We start from the raw sequence: 18636 nt of genomic DNA, 5'->3' as shown, positions 1-18636 counted from the left end.
GGTAGCAGCGGTTGGCCTGAGACCCGCGGCGCCGTAACCCGGCCCGCGCGACAAGGAGCCGTCGTGAGAACTGTCGTCGCCCTGCCCGCCCCCCTCGCGGCGCGGGAGTACATCTCTGCCCTCGACCTGTTCCGCGTCGGCATCGGGCCGTCGAGCTCGCACACGGTCGGCCCGCTGCGCGCCGCGCAGGCCTTCGTGCAGCAGCTCGCGACGACGCCCGGCCTCGATACGGTCGCCCGCGTCGAGTGTGACCTGTTCGGCTCGCTGGGCTCGACCGGCGTCGGCCACGGAACCCTCGGCGCCGTGCTCGCGGGCCTCGCCGGCTGCACGGTCGAGACCGTCACGCACGATGACGTCGAGCGCGTGGTTGCCGACGCCGACCACGGGATGCTTGCTCTCGGCGGCACGCACCGCATCGCCCTCGATCCGCAGTGGCTGCGATTCATGCCGCAAGTGCGCCTCGAGCGCCACCCCAACGCGCTCGAGTTGCGGGCCTTCGACGCCGAAGGTCACCCGCTCGCCCTCGAGACCTACTACTCGGTGGGCGGGGGATTCGTCGAGCACGAGGGTGATGCCCCCCAGACCGGAGGCACCGCGGCCATGCCGGTACCGTATCCCTTCGACACCGCGGTCGAGCTGCTGCACCGCTGCCGCACGACGGGCCTCGGCCTCGTCGGTCTCGCGCGCGAGAACGAGCACGCCCTGCGCGGCGAGGCGGCTACGACGGCGGGGCTGCGCGCAGTCGCGGCCGCGATGACCGACTGCATCGACCGGGGCTTAAGCGCCGAGGGCATCCTGCCCGGCGGCCTCAAGGTGCCGCGACGGGCGGCTGCCATGGCCGCGAAGCTGCGCGCGATCGATGAGCAGGGCACGCGTGACACGAGCCCCGAGTGGCTGCAGGCATACGCGATCGCCGTCAATGAGGAGAACGCGGCGGGTGGCCGCGTCGTCACGGCGCCGACCAACGGTGCCGCGGGCATCATCCCGGCCGTGCTGCGGCACGCACTCGACACGCAGAAGCCCGCTGACCCCGTCGCCGCTGCCGGAGAATTCTTGCTCGTCGCGGCGGTCTTCGGCGCGCTCATCAAGTCGAATGCGAGCATCTCGGGAGCCGAGGCGGGGTGTCAGGGCGAGGTCGGCTCCGCCGCCTCCATGGCTGCCGCCGGCTTCGCCCACCTGCTCGGCGGCACCCCCGAGCAGGTCGAGAACGCGGCCGAGATCGCCATGGAGCACTCGCTCGGCCTCACGTGCGACCCCGTGAGCGGCCTCGTGCAGTTGCCCTGCATCGAGCGCAATGCCATCGGCGCGGGTCACGCCGTCGCTGCCGCCCGCATCGCGATGCACGGCGATGGCACTCACCTCATCAGCTTCGACACCGTGGTCGAGACCATGCGCCAGACGGGGGAAGACATGTCGACGAAGTACAAAGAGACGAGCGAGGGCGGCCTCGCGGTGAACGTGGTGGAGTGCTGAGCCCATGTTCTCTCGAGACATCCGCCAGCGCGTCGACCGCACGGTCGCGCAGGTCATGACCGTCGCCGCCGACCTCGACCGCATGCCCGAGTGGGCGAGCGGCCTGTCGAGCGACGCGCAGATCGAGTTCTCGATCGACGTCGAGCGCGGCATTCTCGACCACGAGGTCACGCTGCACGACGGCACCGTCGTGCCCGTGCGCCTGCGCGTGGAACCGCGAGGCGCCGGCAGCGAGATCGTCTTCACACTCGAGCGGCTGCCCGGCATGACCGACGAGCAGTGGCGCGATGACGCCGAGGCTGTCGCCGCCGACCTGCGTCGGCTCGCCGCGCTGTGCGAGAAGATAGAGGAATGACTGACTCGCGCCTCGCCGTCGTAGTGCTCGCCGCCGGGCAAGGCACCCGCATGAAGTCGCAGACCCCCAAGGTGCTGCACGGTCTGGCGGGCATCCCGCTCATCGGCCACGTGCTCGCCACCGCGCGCGCTCTCGATCCGGCCCACCTCGTGACCGTCGTGCGGCACGAGCGCGACCGCGTCGCGGCGACCGTGCTCGAGTGCGACGGCGACTGCACGATCGTCGATCAAGACGAGATTCCGGGCACGGGGCGGGCCGCCGAAGTGGCGCTGGATGCCCTACCGGCAGACTTCGCAGGCGACGTGCTCGTCGTCTCGGGCGACGTGCCGCTGCTCGACGCCGACACCCTGACCCGGCTCATCGCCGAGCACCGGGATCACGCCGCTGCCGCGACCGTGCTCAGCGCCGTGCTCGACGACGCCACCGGCTACGGCCGCGTGGTGCGCGACGCGGCCGGAGCACTCGACCGCATCGTCGAGCAGAAAGATGCCACCGACGCCGAGCGCGCCCTCACCGAGGTCAACTCGGGCACCTACGTGTTCAGCGTGCCGGCCCTGCGCGACTCGCTCGCCCTCGTGAGCACCGACAACGTGCAGCAAGAGAAGTACCTCACCGACGTCATCGGCCTCATGCGGGCCGCCGGGCAGCCGGTCGCCGCCCTGCCTGCCGGCCAGAGCTGGATCGTCGCGGGCGTCAACGACCGCGTGCAGCTCGCCGACGCCGCACTGCGCCTCAACCAGATGATCGTGCGCGGGTGGCAGCTCGCGGGCGTCACGATCAGCGACCCGGCGAGCGTGTGGATCGACCGCACCGTCACGCTCGACGAGGACGTCGAGATCTTGCCGGGCACCCAGCTCAAGGGCGCCACGAGCATCGCGCGCGGCGCCGTCGTCGGCCCCGACACGACCCTGACCGACTGCGAGGTCGGGGAGGGCGCGCGCGTGAGCCGCACCGACGGGACGCTCGCCGTCATCGGGGCGGGCGCCTCCGTCGGCCCCTTCGCCTACCTGCGCCCCGGCACCCAGCTTGCGGCAGGCGGCAAGATCGGCACCTTCGTCGAGACGAAGAACGCGGTCATCGGGCTCGGCAGCAAGGTGCCGCACCTGAGCTACATCGGCGACACGACCGTGGGGGAGGGTTCCAACATCGGAGCCGGCACGATCACCGCCAACTACGACGGCGTCACGAAGCACCGCACCGAGGTCGGCGCGCATGTGCGCACGGGCTCGCACAACGTGTTCGTCGCCCCCGTTAGGATTGGGGACGGAGCGTACACGGGAGCGGGAACGGTGGTCCGCAAGGATGTTCCGGCCGGCGCCCTCGCGGTGAACCACGCACCTCAGCGCACTGTTCCACGGTGGGTGGCGGCGAATCGCCCGGGGACGGCTGCGGCGGAGGCGGCAGCGGCCGCATCCGAGGCCGACGGGGACCAGAGCACCGAGTAGGCGACCAGAACACGACAAGTCGCACATCGCGGCGGAAGGCGGGCAGTAGTGGCCAGCATCAAGATCACCGGCCAGAAGAGACTCGTCATCGTGTCGGGGCGCTCCCACCCCGAGCTCGCCGCGCAGGTCGCCGAATACCTGCAGACCGACGTCGTGCACACCGACGCCCGCACCTTCGCCAACGGCGAGATCTACGCTCGCTACGACGAGAGCGTGCGCGGGTGCGACGCCTTCGTGCTGCAGTCGCACGCGAAGCCCATCAACGAGGCGCTCATGGAGCAGCTCGTCATGGTCGACGCCCTCAAGCGGGCCAGCGCCAAGCGCATCACGGTCGTCGCGCCCTTCTACCCCTACTCGCGTCAAGACAAGAAGGGCAGAGGTCGCGAGCCCATCAGCGCGCGACTGGTTGCTGACCTGTTCAAGGCCGCCGGCGCCGACCGCATCATGAGCGTCGACCTCCACGCCGCTCAGATTCAAGGCTTCTTCGATGGCCCCGTCGACCACCTCTTCGCGATGCCCGTGCTGCTCGAGCACTTCCGCGCCCAGCTCGACCCGGCGACGCTCACCGTCGTCTCGCCCGACATGGGGCGCGTGCGCGTCGCCGACATCTGGAGCCAGAAGCTGGATGCTCCACTCGCGATCATCCACAAGCGGCGCGACCCGATGGTGCACAACCAGGTGACCGTGCACGAGATCGTCGGCGAGGTGGAGGGCCGAGTGTGCCTGCTCGTCGACGACATGATCGACACCGGTCGCACGATCGTCAAGGCCGCGGAGGCGCTCAAGAAGTCGGGCGCCACGGGCGTCGTCGTCGCCGCGACTCACGCGATCTTCAGCGACCCGGCCTTCGAGATCCTCCAGGATGAGTCGATCGACCAGGTCGTCGTGACCGACACGCTGCCCGTGCCGGCCGACAAGCGCTGGGATCGCCTCACGGTGCTGCCCATCGCGCCTCTGCTCGCGCGGGCCATCCACGAGGTGTTCGACGACGGGTCGGTCACGTCGATGTTCGACGGCGCCGCCTAACCTGCTGCGGCACCTCCGCTTGGCACAACTGTGCCCGTGGGTGGCAACTGTGCCGCCTACAGCGAGCACGGTTGCCACTACGTGGCACACTCGTGCGCCGGAGACAGCTAGAGCGCGAGCAGCTCGCGGATGCACGCCTCGAAGACCTCGTGGTGAGCATCCACGTCGGCCCGCGTCGTCATGGGCGCCATGAGCGCCATGTTGTGGAACGGCGTCAGCATGATGCCGCGGTTGGCGAGGTAGAGGTGGATGACGTCTTCGAGCTCGCCGTCGGCGGCCTCGGCCGCGAGCGTGCCGTTGATCGGGTACGGCCGGGCGAAGCGGTACTCGGCGCGCGCCCCGAGCTGGTTGATCGCCCACGGCAGGTCGTACCGGTCGAACAGCTCGTTGACTCCGTCGGTGAAGTACGTCGCCGTGTCGATCATGTGCGCGAAGGCCTCGTCGGTCAGCACGTGCTCGAGCGTCGCGCGCATCGCCGCGACGGAGACCGGGTTGCCCGCGAGGGTGCCGCCGACGCCGCCCATGTCGACGAGGTCGAGGTCGTCGCGCGCGAGCGCGCGCTCGGCGAACTCGGCTGAGAGGCCGTAGGCCCCGGTCGGGATGCCCCCGCCGATCGACTTGCCGATGACGACCAGGTCGGGCTCGAGGTTGTACGCCGTCGTCATGCCACCGGGCCCGGCCGAGAACGTGTGGGTCTCATCGATGATGAGCAGCGCGTCGTACTGACGGGTCAGCTCGCGCACGCCCTCGAGGTAGCCGGGCTCGGGCAGCACGATGCCGATGTTCGTCAGGGCGGGCTCGATGAGCACCGCGGCGACATCGCCGTGCGCGAGGGCGCGCTCGAGGCCCGGCAGGTCGTTGTACTCGGCGGCGCGCGAGGTCTCGGTCACGTCGACAGGCGCGCCGACGTTGCCGGGGCGCGACATGCTCTCGCCGTCGGGCCCGACGACGACGAGCGACTCGTCGACCGATCCGTGGTAGCAGTACGAGTGGAAGACGATCTTCGGTTTTCCGGTGATCGCGCGCACGAGTCGAATCGCCCAGCGATTCGCATCCGTCGCCGTCAGCGCGAAGCTCCACCGGTCCATGCGGAACCGGCGCGACAGCTCGGCGCCCACCCACTCGGCGTCCTCCGTCGGCAGCATCGTCGTGAGCCCGCCCTGCTCGCCGATGCGGCGCTGCACCGCCTCGACGACGGCGGGGTGAGAGTGGCCCGCCATCGCGCCGGTGTCGCCGAGGGCGAAGTCGATGTACTCGTGCCCGTCGATGTCCCACACACGGTTGCCCTGCGCGCGGTCGAGGTAGACGGGGAAGGCACTCGACTTCTTGTTCATCCACGTCATAGGCACACGGCCGAAGAGGTGGTCGGCGCTCTCGTAGGCGGCGCGTGAGCGGGGTCGCGCCGCGGCGAAGGCGGCCTGCTCGCGCTCGGCGAGTTCGGTGAGGCGGGTGCGATCGATGACGGTCATGCGCTCATTCTGGCCCGGAGTGGCGGGGAGAGTGCAGTGCGCACTCGTGCAGTCCCGACCACGGCACCTCAGACGCGCGTCGTCGGCACGAGGCGGGGCGGGCCCGGGATGAGCCCGAGCAGCGCGACGCGCACCTCACCGGTGGGGGCGATGGCGTAGCAGTTCCAGCCGAGCGTGTCGGGCGAGCCGAGCTCGAAGGCCACTCGTGAGGGCGTGCGCTCGTTGGCGTAATAGTCGACCGCGATGCGGCACGATCGCTCGGCGGTGGACTGCGCGATCGCCCACGAGGTGAGGGCGCCGGGCACGACCATCGCGATCATGGTGACGAGGGCGACGATGCGCATGACCCGGCGGCGGCGCTCCCACGGGGAGGTCGTCTCGTCGCCGGGAGCGCCGTACGGCTCCCAGTCGTCGAGCTCGCGGGGGTTCTCGTCGTCGGTCATCCCTTCCAGTGTCGCACTCGCCGCTCTGAGCCCCATGCGCGCCGATAGTCTGGCGTCCATGAGCCCGAGCGTGCCGACGTCGTCGCCCGGGGGGCTCGTTCGCAGCCTCGGCGTCGTCGGGGCGGTGGGCATCGGGCTCGCGTCGATGATCGGTGCTGGGGCGTTCTTCGTGTGGGCGCCGGCGTCGGCGGCTGCCGGCGCGGGCGGTCTGCTCGTGGCGCTGCTCGTCGCCGCGGTCGTCGCGACGCTCAACGCGTTCAGCACGACGCAGCTCGCTATGGCGCACCCGGTGTCGGGCGGGGCATACGCGTTCGGGCGCCGCTGGGTGGGCCCGTGGTGGGGCTTCACCGCGGGGTGGCTGTTCGTGACGGGCAAGACGGCGTCGGCGGCGGCGATCGCCTCGGTGGCTGCCGCGTATCTGTGGCCGGAGGCCCGCACGCCGCTCGCGGTCGGCCTCATCGTCGTGTTCGCCGCGCTCAACATGACGGGAGTGCGCACCACGGCCCGGGTGTCGTTGGTCATCGTCTCGGTCGTGCTCACGGGCCTGATCGGGATGCTCGTCGCGGCCTCTGCCGCCCCCCAGCCGGGCGGCACCGAGCTCGATCTGTCGCTCGCGACACCGTACGGCGTCGTGCAGGCCGCGGCCCTCCTCTTCTTCGCCTTCGCGGGCTATGCACGCATGGCGACCCTGGGGGAGGAGGTGCGCGACCCTCGGCGCACGCTGCCGCGCGCGATCCTGCTCGCCCTCAGCGTCGTGCTCGCCCTCTACGCGGTCATCGAGCTCACACTCACAAGCCGGCTGTCGTCGGGAGCTCTCGCCGCGAGCACCTCTCCGTTGGCCGAGCTGCTCGACCCCGCGTGGCGCCCGTTCATCGCGGTGCTCGCGGGTGTCGCGTGCCTGGGCTCGCTCATGGCGATCCTCGCGGGCCTCAGCCGCACGTCGCTCGCGATGGCCCGCGAGCGCGACCTGCCCGGCGTGCTCGCCCGCGTGTCGCCGCGCACCCACGCTCCCGTCGTCGCCGAGGGGGTGATCGCTGCGGTCGCGATCGTGATCGTGCTGCTGCTCGAGCCGGCTCAGCTGGTGGCGGCGTCGAGTGCCGCGGTGCTCCTGTACTACGCGATCGCGCACCTCGCGGTGCTGCGTCAGGAGGCCGAGCACCGCTGGCAGCCGCGTGCCGTCGCGGTGGTGGGCCTGCTCGGCTGCGTGCTGCTGGTCGCCGCGCTGCCGTGGGGCTCGCTGCTCGGCACGGCCGTGCTTCTCGCGGTGGGGCTGCTCCTGCGCCTGATCGCCGTCCGCCGCGGTGGCGCACCGCCGAGTCGACCCCAGGAGGATGCATGACCGAGAGCCCCGCCGTCGCCGTGACGGGCAAGCCGACCCTGGGCGGCGCGTACCCGGTGAGCGCGTTCGCCGCGCAGGCCGTGGGCGCGGTCGGCCTCGCGCTCGCGAAGCTCGCCGACGAGTCCGACCGCCCCGCTGCGAATGGCGCCGCGCTCGCGAGCGAGGCGAGCGAGGGGGCGAGTGCGAGTGGTTCCGTCATCGTCGACGGCCCCCTCGCCGACGCCTGGTTCTCCGCGGCGGTGCGACCGACTCAGCCGCTCGCCTCGCCGTGGGACGCGGTCGCGGGCGACTACCGCACCGCAGACGGCTGGATCCGCCTGCACACGAACGCTCCCCACCACCGGGCGGCCGCGCTCCGCGTGCTCGGACTGCCGGAGCCTGTCGACCGCCCGGCCGTCGCCGCCGCGGTGGAGCGGTGGACTGGCGACGTGCTCGAGACGGAGGTCGTGATCGCGGGCGGGTGCGCCGCGGTCATGCGGTCCGTCGAGCAGTGGGCTCGGCATCCTCAGGGCATCGCCGTGGCTGCAGAGCCTCTCGTCGCGGCGGACGTGCGCGAGTCGGGTCGCCCGTTCCCGGCGGGGGTGGCGGAGCGGCCTCTTGCGGGTGTGCGCGTGCTCGACCTGACGCGCGTGCTCGCCGGTCCGGTGGCGACGCGCGTGCTCGCCCTGCTGGGGGCGGACGTACTGCGCGTGGATCCTCCGAGCTGGAATGAGCCGTCGGTCGCGCCGGACATGACGCTCGGCAAGCGGTGCACGCGCCTCGACACCGACGACGTGGAGGATCGCGCGGAGCTACTGGCCCTGCTTGCGGAGGCGGACATCCTCGTGCACGGCTATCGCCCGGGAGCCCTCGACTCGATGGGGCTCGATGCCGCGACGCTGCGTCGCGTGCGCCCCGGACTCGTGGAGGTGCAAGTCGACGCGTATGGCTATTCGGGCCCGTGGGCGGGGCGGCGCGGCTTCGACAGCCTCGTGCAGATGTCCTCCGGCATCGCCCATCTCGGAATGCTGCACGCCGCCGCCGAGGTACCGGTGCCCCTTCCTGTGCAGGCCCTCGATCACGCCACGGGCTGGTTCGCGGCAGCAGCCGCTCTGCGCGGGGTCGCGCGCGCCCGTCACACCGGTGCGGGGTCGGTGAGCCGACTCTCGCTGGCGCGCACCGCGCTCGAGCTGCAGTTGCTGCGCGACGCCGCGCTCGCGTCGCAGGCTGACGCGCACGCCACGTCCGCGTTTCCGGCGGCACCCGCGCCGCCGACGCTGCCGGGTCGCACGATCGACACGTTCTGGGGCGAGGCACTCGTGCTCGACCCGCCTCTGAGCGTCGCCGGCGTGCGCATCGAGACGTTCGTGGCGCCCCGACCGCTCGGCTCGGACGAGCCCGAATGGCAGTCGGACCTCGACGAGGTGCTGCCGTCGCGCCGCGCGGGAGCCACGGCTGGTTCCTCGGCGCGAGCCGTGGCGGCGCTGGGCGCTGGGCGCACTCTCGTATGGGGGCTCCTGAGCGCGGTGCTCGTGTGGGGTCTGCAAGGAGTGATCGGGCTGCTGGGCTCGCTGGCCCTGGGCGGCGCACCCCAGCTGTACTTCTGGACGCAGCCGGAGTGGCTCGCAGGTGCTGCCGCACAGGCCGCTGCTCTCGCGGGTGCCTGGTACGCCACCTCGCGCCTCGTGACCGTGGCGCCCGCCGTGGCTCTCACGACCCTCGCGGGCTATGCCGCGAGCGTTCTCGTGACGGCTGCCGCAGGGGTTCTGCGCGTGGGAGAACCGTTCGCGGCGGAGTCTTTCGTGACGGTGCTCGTCGTCTCGCTCTCGACGGGCGCCGCGCTCGTGGCACTCCTCGTGCCCGGCCTGCTCCTCTTCACCCGCTTGTTCGTCGGCCGTGTGAGCGGCGACCAGTCCCTCGCCCAGACCCGCTACGCGCGAGGCTGAAGCCTCCCGAGAAGCGCGTGAGGCGGCCGCGAAGCGCGGCGACCGCGCTCGTCGCGCGGTAGCGGGGTCGCGCCGCAGGGGCGGCGGCGCGACAGAAGACTCAGTGTGCGTCGGCGGCGCTCACTTCAGTGCGGTCGCCGCTCCACAGTGTGTGGAAGGTGCCGTCCTTGTCGACGCGCTTATAGGTGTGGGCGCCGAAGAAGTCGCGCTGGCCCTGGATGAGGGCGGCGGGGAGGCGGTCAGCGCGGAGGCCGTCGTAGTAGGAGAGCGAGGAGGCGAAGGCGGGCGTGGGGATGCCGGCGAGTGCGGCACCGGCGACGACGCGGCGCCAGGAGGGCAGCGCGCCTCCGACGGCGTCGGCGAAGTAGGGCGCGGTGAGGAGCGCGACGAGGTCGGGCTGCTCGGCGTAGGCCTCGGTGATGCGGTTGAGGAAGCGCGCGCGAATGATGCAGCCGGCACGCCAGATCTTCGCGATGTCGCCCTTCTCGATGCTCCAGCCGAACTCCTCGGCGCCGGCCACGATGGCGTCGAACCCCTGGCTGTACGCCACGATCTTGGAGGCGAAGAGCGCGCGCCGAACATCCTCGATGAAGGAATCGCGATCGGTGACCTGCCACTCCTCGGCGCCGGCTGGCATGCCGGAGGACGCGGTGCGCTGGGCGGGCTTGGAGGAGAGGGAGCGGGCGAAGACGGCCTCGGCGATGCCGCTCACAGGCACGCCGAGGTCGAGGGCGCTCTTGACCGTCCAGGCCCCGGTGCCCTTGGCGCCCGCCTGGTCGAGGATGACGTCGACGAGCGGCTTGCCGGTCTCGGCGTCCACCTGGCGCAGCACTTCGGCCGTGATCTCGATGAGGTAGCTCTCGAGCTCGCCGGTGTTCCACTCGGCGAAGATGTCGGCGATCTCGGCGGGGTCGAGCCCGCCGACGCGGCGCAGCAGGTCGTAGCCTTCGGCGATGAGCTGCATGTCCGCGTACTCGATGCCGTTGTGGATCATCTTGACGAAGTGGCCGGCGCCGTCGGTGCCGATGTGGGTGACGCACGGCTCGCCTTCGGCGACGGCGGCGATCGATTCGAGAATGGGCTTGAGCGTGACCCAGGCCTCGGCCGAGCCGCCGGGCATGATCGAGGGGCCGAGCAGGGCACCCTCCTCACCGCCGGAGATGCCGGCGCCGACGAAGTTGATGCCCGTCTCGCGCACGGCCTTCTCGCGGCGGATCGTATCGGTGAAGAGAGCGTTGCCTCCGTCGACGATGATGTCGCCCGGCTCGAAGACCTCGGTGAGGGCGTCGATGACGGCGTCGGTGCCGCGCCCGGCCTGCACCATGATGATGGCGGTGCGCGGCTTCTGCAGGGCGGCGGCGAACTCGGCGTAGTCCTGCGTGGCGACGAAGCCGGCTTCGGGGTGCTCGGTGAGGAGGGTCTCGGTCTTCTCGTAGGAGCGGTTGTAGACAGCGACCGTGTTGCCCTCGCGACTGGCGAGGTTGCGGGCCAGGTTCGACCCCATGACGGCGAGTCCGACGACTCCGATGTTGGCGGTGGGCTGGGTCACGGCGAACTCCTGCGGGTGTGGGGCGGATGAGATGCGCGAGGGTGCGGGACGCGGCCGCACGGCTCTTCCCAGCCTAGAGCCTCTCCTCTCGCGAGCCCCTCGCACCGTGAGCCCGCGCCCAGGATTCTGCGGCGCGACGGGTACCCTGACCCCATGACCTCCCCCGAGCCCGTCGTCGTGACCGCCTACTTCCGCCCGCTGCCCGAGAGTCGCAGTGCGGTGCTCGTTGCCCTGCACGAGGCGATCCCGCGCGTGCATGAGGAGGAGGGGTGCGAGCTCTACGCGATCCACGACGCTCCCGACGGCAGCATCGTCATGCTCGAGAAGTGGTCGAGCGCGGCCGATCTCGATGCGCACGGTGCGGGCGCCCCGGTCGCGGACCTCGTCGCGGCTCTTGACGGGCACCTCGCCGGGCCGGTCGAGGTCACGCGCCTCGCGCCGCTCCCCGTCGGCGATGCTCGCCGGGGTGCGCTCTGAGCGGCACCGTCTCCCTCGTCCTCATGGGCGTCTCGGGCGCCGGCAAGACGACCGTGGGCCTTGAGGCGGCCGCGCTCGCGGGCGTGCGGTTCCTCGATGCCGACGACCTGCACAGCCCGGCGAACGTCGAGAAGATGCGGTCGGGCATCCCGCTCACCGATGAGGATCGCGCCCCGTGGTTGGACGCCGTCGCAGCATCCCTGCGCGACGATGCCCCGTGCATCATGGCGTGCAGCGCCCTGCGCCGGTCGTATCGCGATCGGCTGCGGCAGGATGCTCCGCTCACGGCCTTCGTCCTGCTGAGGGCCACGCGCGAACTGCTCGCCGAGCGCCTAGCCGGTCGCACGGGCCACTACATGACCGAGCAGCTGCTCGATTCGCAGCTCGCGACGCTCGACGACCCGGAGGACGACGAGGTCGTCATCGAGGTCGACGCCGCGCGCAGCATCGAGTCGCTCGCCGAGGAGATCGCGGCGGTGTTCGACCGGCCGGTGCTCGAGTAGTCGCCGCTCGGGTAGACTGACGGGCGGACTTCGGCGAGGGAGCGTGCTTCACGCTCCGTGATCGACGCGGTGGGCAAGGCATTCACGGTCTTTCCTCACGCGTTCGCGCGTTCGAGACGACACCACAGACCGGGCCACGAGCCCACCGATCAAGGAGATTCACCCATGGCTGACCAGAACAAGCTCGTCGCGGAGGACCGCACGTCCTTCGGCAAGGGCGCGGCCCGCAAGCTGCGCGCCACCCACAAGATTCCCGCCGTCGTGTACGGCCACGGCACCGAGCCGCGCCACGTCGCACTGCCGGGCCACGAGACCGCGCTGCTGCTGCGCAAGTCGAATGTCATCGTGACGCTCGACATCGAGGGCGAGAAGCTGCTCGCGCTCGTCAAGGACGTGCAGAAGGACCCGGTGCGCCAGCTCATCGAGCACATCGACATGATCGTCGTGCGCAAGGGCGAGAAGGTCACCGTCGACGTCTACGTGCACCTCGAGGGCGAGTCGGCCCCCGGCACGATCGCGATGGTCGACCACAACACGCTCACCGTCGAGGCTGAGGCCACGCACATTCCCGAGTCCTTCACGGTCTCGATCGAGGGCCTCGAAGAGGGCAGCCAGATCCACGCCTCCGACGTCGAGCTGCCCTCGGGCACGACCCTCATCACCGACCCCGAGGCGCTCGTGGTCAACATCACGGTGCCGCGCGCGACGGTGGCCGAGGACGACGAGGCTGCTGAGGGCGAGACCGCCGAGGGCGAGACCGCCGAGGACGAGTCCGGCGAGGCCGCCGACTCCGAGTCGGACGACTAGCGAGCCGAGCACCCCGCCACCATGTTCGGCCTGCAGCGGCGCTCGCAGCCGAGCGCGGCGGACGGCAGTACCTGGCTTGTGGCCGGGCTCGGCAACCCCGGGCCCGGCTACGCCGGCAACCGCCACAACGTGGGCGCGATGGTGCTCGACGAGCTCGCCGACCGCATCGGCGCGCGCTTCAGTCGGCACCGCACGACGACGATGCTCGCTGAGGGACGCGTGCGGCCGGGCGGGCCGAAGCTCGTGCTGGCGCGCCCGTTGAGCTACATGAACACCTCGGGTGGCCCCGTCTCGAGCGCCGCCGCCTACTTCGGCATCCCCCCGGAGCGCACGATCGTCATCCACGACGACATCGACCTGCCGTTCGAGACGATCAAGCTCAAGGCCGACGGCGGTCATGGCGGCCAGAACGGCGTGCGCGACGTCATCAAGGCGCTCGGTACGCCCGAGTTCGTGCGCGTGCGCATCGGGGTGGGGCGACCCCCGGGGCGCCAGGAGGCGGCCGACTACGTTCTGCGCGACTTCCCGGCCGCGGAGCGCGCCCGACTGCCGTTCGTGCTGTCGGATGCCGCCGACGCGGTCGAGCTCATCGTCGACGAGGGTCTGCTCGCGGCGCAGCAGCGCGTGCACGCTCCGCGGGCTTGAGCCGAGCATCCCGTCTCGGGCGGAGCGTCAGGGTGGCCGCGTAGACTCGGCCGACGTGAGTCTCGAGCGGTTGATCCCTGCCCTGTCGCGCGCCCGCACCCTCGAGACGGCGCTCGATCACGCCGCACGCAGCACCGACTTCTCCATCGTCGAGGGCCTGCGTGTACCGCTCCTCGCGGGCCTCCTCGAGCGCCGTGACGGCCCGCAGTGCCTGCTCGTCATCGCCGCGACCGGCCGCGAGGCCGAGGCCGTGCAGCAGGCGCTCGCGTGCGTCGCTCCGGGCGCGACGATCCTCGACCTGCCCGCGTGGGAGACCCTGCCGCACGAGCGGTTGAGCCCGAGCGCCGAGACGGTCGGCCGCCGCATCCGCACGCTGCGCGCCCTCGCGGCATGGGAGGCCGATGAGGATGACCGGCGCAGCGACCTCGTCGTCGTCGCGTCCGTGCGCGCCGCCCTGCAGCCTCTCGCCACCGGCCTGACCGACATCGAGCCGGTGACTCTCGTGGCGGGAGCGCGGGGCCACGACCTCGCCGAGGTGACCCGCCGGCTCGTCGACCTGGCCTACACGCGCGTCGACATGGTGACCCGCCGCGGCGAGTTCGCGGTGCGCGGCGGCATCCTCGATGTCTTTCCCGCGGTCGCCGAGCACCCCGTGCGCGTCGAGTTCTTCGGCGACGAGGTCGAGCAGCTGCGCGAGTTCTCCGTCGCCGACCAGCGGTCGCTGCCGGAGGAGGTCGCGAGCGTCGAGCTGCCACCCACGCGCGAGCTGCTGCTCACCGACGCGGTGCGGCAGCGGGCGCGCGAGATGCAGCACGAGTTCCCGAGCCTGCAGCAGCTGCTCGAGAAGATCGGCGAGGGAATCCCGGTCGAGGGCATGGAGAGCCTCGCACCCGCGCTCGTCGACGAGCTCGTGCCGCTCACGCACTACCTGCCCGCAGCGTCCGCGGTCGCCGTCCTGAGCCCCGAACGGGTCGCCACGCGCGCCGTGAGCCTCGCCGAGACGAACCGCGAGTTCCTCACCGCGGCCTGGCACGCGGCGACCGCGGGGGCCGAGGCGCCGATCGACCTCGACGCTGGCGACTTCCTCACCGTGAACGGGCTGCGCCGCGCGGCGGGCGATCGCGCCTGGTTCACCGTGAGCGCGTTCGATGCCGACGACCCCGACGTCGTGCGCATCGACGCCTCCGAGCCCCCCAGCTTCGCGGGCACGAGCGCGGGCGCCGTCGACCACGTCGCCGACCGCGCGCGGGCGGGCTGGACGATGATCGTCGTCGCGGGCGGCCACGGTCTCATCGAGCGCGCTGCCGACGTGCTCGCGGAGCAGGAGGTCGCCGCGCGGGAGGTCGCCGAGCTGCCCGAGTCTCTCGAGGCCGGGGTTGTGTACCTCGTGCAGGGCAGCGTCGAGCACGGCTTCGAACTGCCCGAGCTGACGCTGGGCCTGCTGAGCGAGACCGAGTTCTACGGTCGCAGCGCCGGCTACGACTCGCGCCAGCCGAAGAAGCTCGCGAGCCGCCGCAAGACGCAGGTCGACCCGCTGCAGCTGACGCCGGGCGACCCCGTCGTGCACGTGACCCACGGCATCGGGCGCTTCCTCGAGCTCACGACGCGCGAGGTCTCCACGGGCGGCCGCAATGCCGTGAAGACGACGCGCGAGTTCCTCGTGCTCGAGTACGCGCCGTCCAAGCGCGGCTACCCGGGCGACAAGCTCTACGTGCCCACCGATCAGCTGGACCTGCTGAGCCGCTACGTGGGCGGCGAGTCGCCTGCGCTCAGCAAGATGGGCGGCAGCGACTGGGCGGCCGCCAAGGGCCGTGCGCGTCGGGCCGTGCGTGACATCGCCGTCGAGCTCGTGAAGCTCTACTCGGCCCGCATGTCGAGCAAGGGCCACGCCTTCGAGCCCGATACTCCCTGGCAGCGCGAACTCGAGGAGGCGTTCCCGTTCATGGAGACGCCCGACCAGCTCACGACCATCGACGAGGTCAAGGCCGACATGGAGCGGCCGATCCCCATGGACCGCCTGCTGGCGGGCGACGTGGGCTACGGCAAGACCGAGGTTGCCGTGCGCGCCGCGTTCAAGGCCGTGCAGGGCGGCAAGCAGGTCGCCATGATCGTGCCGACGACCCTGCTCGTGAAGCAGCACGTGGAGACCTTCGCCGAGCGCTTCGCCGGCTTCCCCGTGCACTTGCGCGCGCTCAGCCGCTTCCAGTCCGACCGCGAGGCGAAGGAGACGCTCGAGGGGCTCGCGCAGGGCACCGTGGACGTCGTCATCGGAACCCACCGCATCCTCTCGCAGGGCGTGCAGTTCACAGACCTGGGGCTCGTGATCATCGACGAGGAGCAGCGGTTCGGCGTCGAGCACAAGGACGCGCTCAAGAAGCTCAAGCACAACGTCGACGTGCTCGCGATGTCGGCCACGCCGATTCCGCGCACGCTCGAAATGGCGGTGACGGGCATCCGCGAGATGTCGACCCTCGCGACGCCGCCCGAAGACCGCCACCCGATCCTCACCTATGTGGGCGCGTACAGCGACAAGCAGGTCGCCGCCGCGATCCACCGCGAGATGCTGCGGGAGGGGCAGGTGTTCTATGTGCACAACCGCGTGTCGAGCATCCAGCGCGTCGCCTCCCACCTCGCCGAACTGGTGCCGGATGCGCGCGTCGCCGTCGCCCACGGCCAGATGAGCGAGTCGCTTCTCGAGCAGGTCATGGTCGACTTCTGGGAGCGCAAGTTCGACGTGCTCGTCTCGACGACGATCATCGAGACCGGGCTCGACGTGGCCAACGCCAACACGCTCATCATCGACCGTGCCGACAAGTACGGGCTCTCGCAGCTGCACCAGTTGCGCGGGCGCGTCGGGCGCGGCCGGGAGCGCGCCTACGCCTACTTCCTCTACGACGAGTCGAAGCCGCTCAGCGAGACCGCGCACGACCGCCTGCAGACGATCGCCGCCCACACCGACCTCGGCGGCGGCATGCAGATCGCGATGAAGGATCTCGAGATTCGCGGCGCGGGCAACCTGCTCGGCGCCGAGCAGGCCGGCCACATCGCGGGCGTGGGCTTCGACCTCTACCTGCGCATGATCGGCGAGGCCGTGAGCACGTTCCGCGGCGACGCGGCCGCCGAGCAGACCGAGCTGCGGCTCGAGCTGCCCGTCGACGCGCGGATTCCCGAGGAGTTCATCGAGAGCGAGCGCCTGCGCCTCGAGGCCTATCAGAAGCTCTCGACCGCGGCATCGCCGACGAGCGACGCGGATGCACTCGGTGCGGTTCTCGAGGAACTGGCCGATCGCTACGGCGATCCTCCCGCCCCCGTGCACGCGCTGCTCGCAGTGTCGAGACTGCGGCGGCTCGCCCAGAGTCTGGGGCTCAGCGACGTTGTCGTCATGGGGCAGATGCTGCGCATCGTGGGGCTTGAGCTGCCCGACTCGCGCCAGCTGCGGCTGCAGCGCATGTATCCGGGGGCCAAGTACTTCGGCCAGCAGCGCGCCGTCGCCGTTCCCCTGCCGAAGGATGCGAGCGACGACGACCTCATCGAGTGGGTCGGCCGCACCCTGGAGAACCTCTATGCCGCAGAGCCCGCCGCCTCCGCCGCTCGCGACTAGGCGTCGGCCTCCGGCTGGGCGGCCTCCGGCTGGGCGGGCGGGGTGGCGAGAGCGAGAGGACGGGGGAACCGCACGCTGCCCGGCACCTCGTGCACGCGGTACACGGCCATCGGGATGACGACGAGCGTGCGCAGATCGAACAGGATGTGCACGAGCATCGCGAGCAGGATGCTGCCGCTCACGACGTAGAGGGTCGTGAAGAGCAGCCCTACGACGCTCGTCGCGACGACCCCGAGCCACCCCTGGTAGGCGTGCAGCGCGCCGAAGACGAGAGCGGCGAGCACGAAGGCGCTGATCGGCTCGCCCGTGACGATCACGAGCAGCGCGGGCAGCGCGAGGCGGAACAGGGCCTCCTCGACGATGCCCGCATTCACGGAGAGCGCCGCGCCCCAGCCGAGCTCCGGTCGGTTGCGCGGCAGGAGCGAGGCGATGTCGCCGACCATGACGACGCCGCCCTCGGCGCGGGCGCTGCGCACGCCGATCACGGTGAGCAGGGTGCCGCCGACGACGGCGCCGATGAGCAGTCCGGCTCCGAGGCCGCCGGTCAGAGCATCCCTCAACCATGCAACGGGCGGCAGGGCCTGCGTCTCGGCGAGCAACGGCGCGACGAACGGCTGCACGGGGACCAGCACGAGAGCGGCGGTGCCGCCGAAGAGGGCGAGCGACTCGATGAGCCACCGTCGCAGCATCGCCTGGCGGCGCGCTGTCGAACGGTAGCGGCGGAAGCGTGCGTACTCGCGACGATCCTTGCGGACGGCCCGCACGAGGAAGAGAACGAGCAGGCCGGTCGCGAGGAGCGCGGCCGCGAGCCGAGGAAGCCAGTCGAGGTCGGGGAGCACGCCTCCAGTCTCGTGCACGCGGCAGAGAGGCGGGCTGAGAGGATGGCGGCATGAGCGAGCTTCCGACCCCGCGACCGCACCCGAACCTCGACCAGCTCATCGCCGTGCTCGAATACCTGAGGGCTCCGGGGGGCTGCGCGTGGGATGCCGAGCAGACGCACGAGAGCCTCGTGCAGTACCTCGTCGAGGAGTCGCACGAGCTCATCGAGGCCATCGAGCACGGCTCGCGCGAGGACATGCTCGAGGAGCTGGGCGACGTTCTCTACCAGGTGCTGTTTCACGCCGACATCGCTGCGGCGAGCGCGGAGCATCGGTTCACGATCGAGGATGTCGCGGCCGCGACGACCGCGAAGATGGTCGGCCGCCACCCGCACGTCTTCGGTGACGTGGTCGCCGACACCGCCGAGGATGTCGCGGCGAACTGGGAGACGTGGAAGCGCCAGCAGAAGCCCGCGCGCACCTCGGTGCTCGACGGCGTCCCGGCCGGCCTGCCGGCGCTCGCCCGGGCCGAGAAGGTTCTCGGGCGCGCGCACGGCGTCTCCGCCGAGATCGCGGTCGACGAGAACGAGCCGGCTCTTGAGGGCGAGGCCGAGCTCGGGCACCGACTCTTGAGCCTCGTGGCCGCGGGCCGCGCACAGGGTCTGGACGCCGAGCGCGCCCTGCGCGCCGCCGTGCGCGATCTCGAGTCGCGCATCCGCGCGGCGGAATCGACAGCGGCTCGCACAGTGGTTGACTGACGC

General features: G+C 71.3%; 16 protein-coding genes. 12 read left to right on the top strand and 4 right to left on the bottom strand.

Features of this window, described 5'->3' with window-relative positions:
* Positions 1 to 63: 63 nt before the first annotated feature.
* From FK219_RS02520 to FK219_RS02505, 4 genes are read left to right on the top strand one after another with little or no spacing between them, the layout of a single operon-like run.
* Positions 64 to 1473 carry an L-serine ammonia-lyase gene (locus tag FK219_RS02520; RefSeq protein WP_328821575.1) on the top strand — a complete coding sequence of 470 codons (1410 nt, stop codon included), beginning with the start codon at positions 64 to 66 and terminating at the stop codon, positions 1471 to 1473.
* A 4-nt stretch (positions 1474 to 1477) separates the two neighbouring features.
* Positions 1478 to 1828, top strand: a complete 351-nt coding sequence (locus FK219_RS02515; protein ID WP_152582131.1) for an SRPBCC family protein — start codon at positions 1478 to 1480, stop codon at positions 1826 to 1828.
* Positions 1825 to 3273, top strand: coding sequence for a bifunctional UDP-N-acetylglucosamine diphosphorylase/glucosamine-1-phosphate N-acetyltransferase GlmU (glmU, locus tag FK219_RS02510; protein WP_152582130.1), 1449 nt, complete (start codon positions 1825 to 1827; stop codon positions 3271 to 3273). The genes FK219_RS02515 and glmU overlap by 4 nt, the downstream gene beginning before the upstream one ends.
* 48 nt (positions 3274 to 3321) lie before the next feature.
* On the top strand, positions 3322 to 4299 hold the full coding sequence (locus FK219_RS02505) for a ribose-phosphate diphosphokinase (RefSeq protein ID WP_152582129.1): 978 nt from the start codon (positions 3322 to 3324) through the stop codon (positions 4297 to 4299).
* Between the two features lie 107 nt (positions 4300 to 4406).
* Here the strand turns inward: FK219_RS02505 and FK219_RS02500 are convergent, their stop codons facing one another.
* Both FK219_RS02500 and FK219_RS02495 read right to left on the bottom strand, forming a co-directional pair.
* On the bottom strand, positions 4407 to 5768 hold the full coding sequence (locus tag FK219_RS02500) for a transaminase (RefSeq protein ID WP_152582128.1): 1362 nt from the start codon (positions 5766 to 5768) through the stop codon (positions 4407 to 4409).
* 68 nt (positions 5769 to 5836) lie between these two features.
* The gene (locus FK219_RS02495) at positions 5837 to 6211 is read right to left on the bottom strand and encodes a hypothetical protein (RefSeq protein WP_152582127.1); all 375 of its coding nucleotides are present in this window, start codon (positions 6209 to 6211) and stop codon (positions 5837 to 5839) included.
* A gap of 58 nt (positions 6212 to 6269) precedes the next feature.
* Here FK219_RS02495 and FK219_RS02490 point away from each other — a divergent pair, with 58 nt between their 5' ends.
* Both FK219_RS02490 and FK219_RS02485 read left to right on the top strand, forming a co-directional pair.
* On the top strand, positions 6270 to 7550 hold the full coding sequence (locus FK219_RS02490) for an APC family permease (RefSeq protein ID WP_152582126.1): 1281 nt from the start codon (positions 6270 to 6272) through the stop codon (positions 7548 to 7550).
* Positions 7547 to 9475: a CoA transferase gene (locus tag FK219_RS02485; protein WP_152582125.1), complete on the top strand. Its 1929-nt coding sequence runs from the start codon at positions 7547 to 7549 to the stop codon at positions 9473 to 9475. Before FK219_RS02490 ends, FK219_RS02485 begins: the two co-directional genes overlap by 4 nt.
* A 100-nt stretch (positions 9476 to 9575) precedes the next feature.
* On the opposite strand, the gene gndA is transcribed toward FK219_RS02485, so the two are convergent.
* Positions 9576 to 11024 carry an NADP-dependent phosphogluconate dehydrogenase gene (gene gndA, locus FK219_RS02480; RefSeq protein ID WP_152582124.1) on the bottom strand — a complete coding sequence of 483 codons (1449 nt, stop codon included), beginning with the start codon at positions 11022 to 11024 and terminating at the stop codon, positions 9576 to 9578.
* Between the two features lie 153 nt (positions 11025 to 11177).
* On the opposite strand from gndA, the gene FK219_RS02475 reads away from it, so the two are divergent.
* The 5 genes from FK219_RS02475 to mfd all read left to right on the top strand — a co-directional run bounded on the left by FK219_RS02475 (position 11178) and on the right by mfd (position 17057).
* Complete coding sequence (locus tag FK219_RS02475) at positions 11178 to 11501, top strand: putative quinol monooxygenase (protein ID WP_152582123.1); 324 nt, start codon at positions 11178 to 11180, stop codon at positions 11499 to 11501.
* A 23-nt stretch (positions 11502 to 11524) separates the two neighbouring features.
* On the top strand, positions 11525 to 12004 hold the full coding sequence (locus FK219_RS02470) for a gluconokinase (RefSeq protein ID WP_152582122.1): 480 nt from the start codon (positions 11525 to 11527) through the stop codon (positions 12002 to 12004).
* 165 nt (positions 12005 to 12169) lie between these two features.
* On the top strand, positions 12170 to 12811 hold the full coding sequence (locus FK219_RS02465) for a 50S ribosomal protein L25/general stress protein Ctc (RefSeq protein WP_152582121.1): 642 nt from the start codon (positions 12170 to 12172) through the stop codon (positions 12809 to 12811).
* A 21-nt stretch (positions 12812 to 12832) separates the two neighbouring features.
* A complete protein-coding gene (pth, locus tag FK219_RS02460) occupies positions 12833 to 13456 on the top strand; it encodes an aminoacyl-tRNA hydrolase (protein ID WP_152582120.1) in 624 nt (207 codons plus the stop codon).
* Between the two features lie 55 nt (positions 13457 to 13511).
* Positions 13512 to 17057 (top strand): transcription-repair coupling factor, encoded by a 3546-nt coding sequence (gene mfd / locus FK219_RS02455; RefSeq protein WP_152582119.1) that lies wholly within the window; start codon positions 13512 to 13514, stop codon positions 17055 to 17057.
* Here the strand turns inward: mfd and FK219_RS14060 are convergent.
* Positions 17054 to 17896 carry a CPBP family intramembrane glutamic endopeptidase gene (locus tag FK219_RS14060; RefSeq protein WP_152582118.1) on the bottom strand — a complete coding sequence of 281 codons (843 nt, stop codon included), beginning with the start codon at positions 17894 to 17896 and terminating at the stop codon, positions 17054 to 17056. The genes mfd and FK219_RS14060 overlap by 4 nt on opposite strands.
* A 50-nt stretch (positions 17897 to 17946) precedes the next feature.
* On the opposite strand from FK219_RS14060, the gene FK219_RS02445 reads away from it, so the two are divergent.
* Positions 17947 to 18633 (top strand): MazG family protein, encoded by a 687-nt coding sequence (locus FK219_RS02445; RefSeq protein ID WP_152582117.1) that lies wholly within the window; start codon positions 17947 to 17949, stop codon positions 18631 to 18633.
* The last annotated feature ends 3 nt before the right edge of the window (positions 18634 to 18636 follow it).

This window comes from Microcella pacifica (genome assembly GCF_009371975.2).
Taxonomy (GTDB): Bacteria; Actinomycetota; Actinomycetes; order Actinomycetales; family Microbacteriaceae; genus Microcella; species Microcella pacifica.
This window is presented reverse-complemented; position numbering and strand designations above follow the sequence as displayed.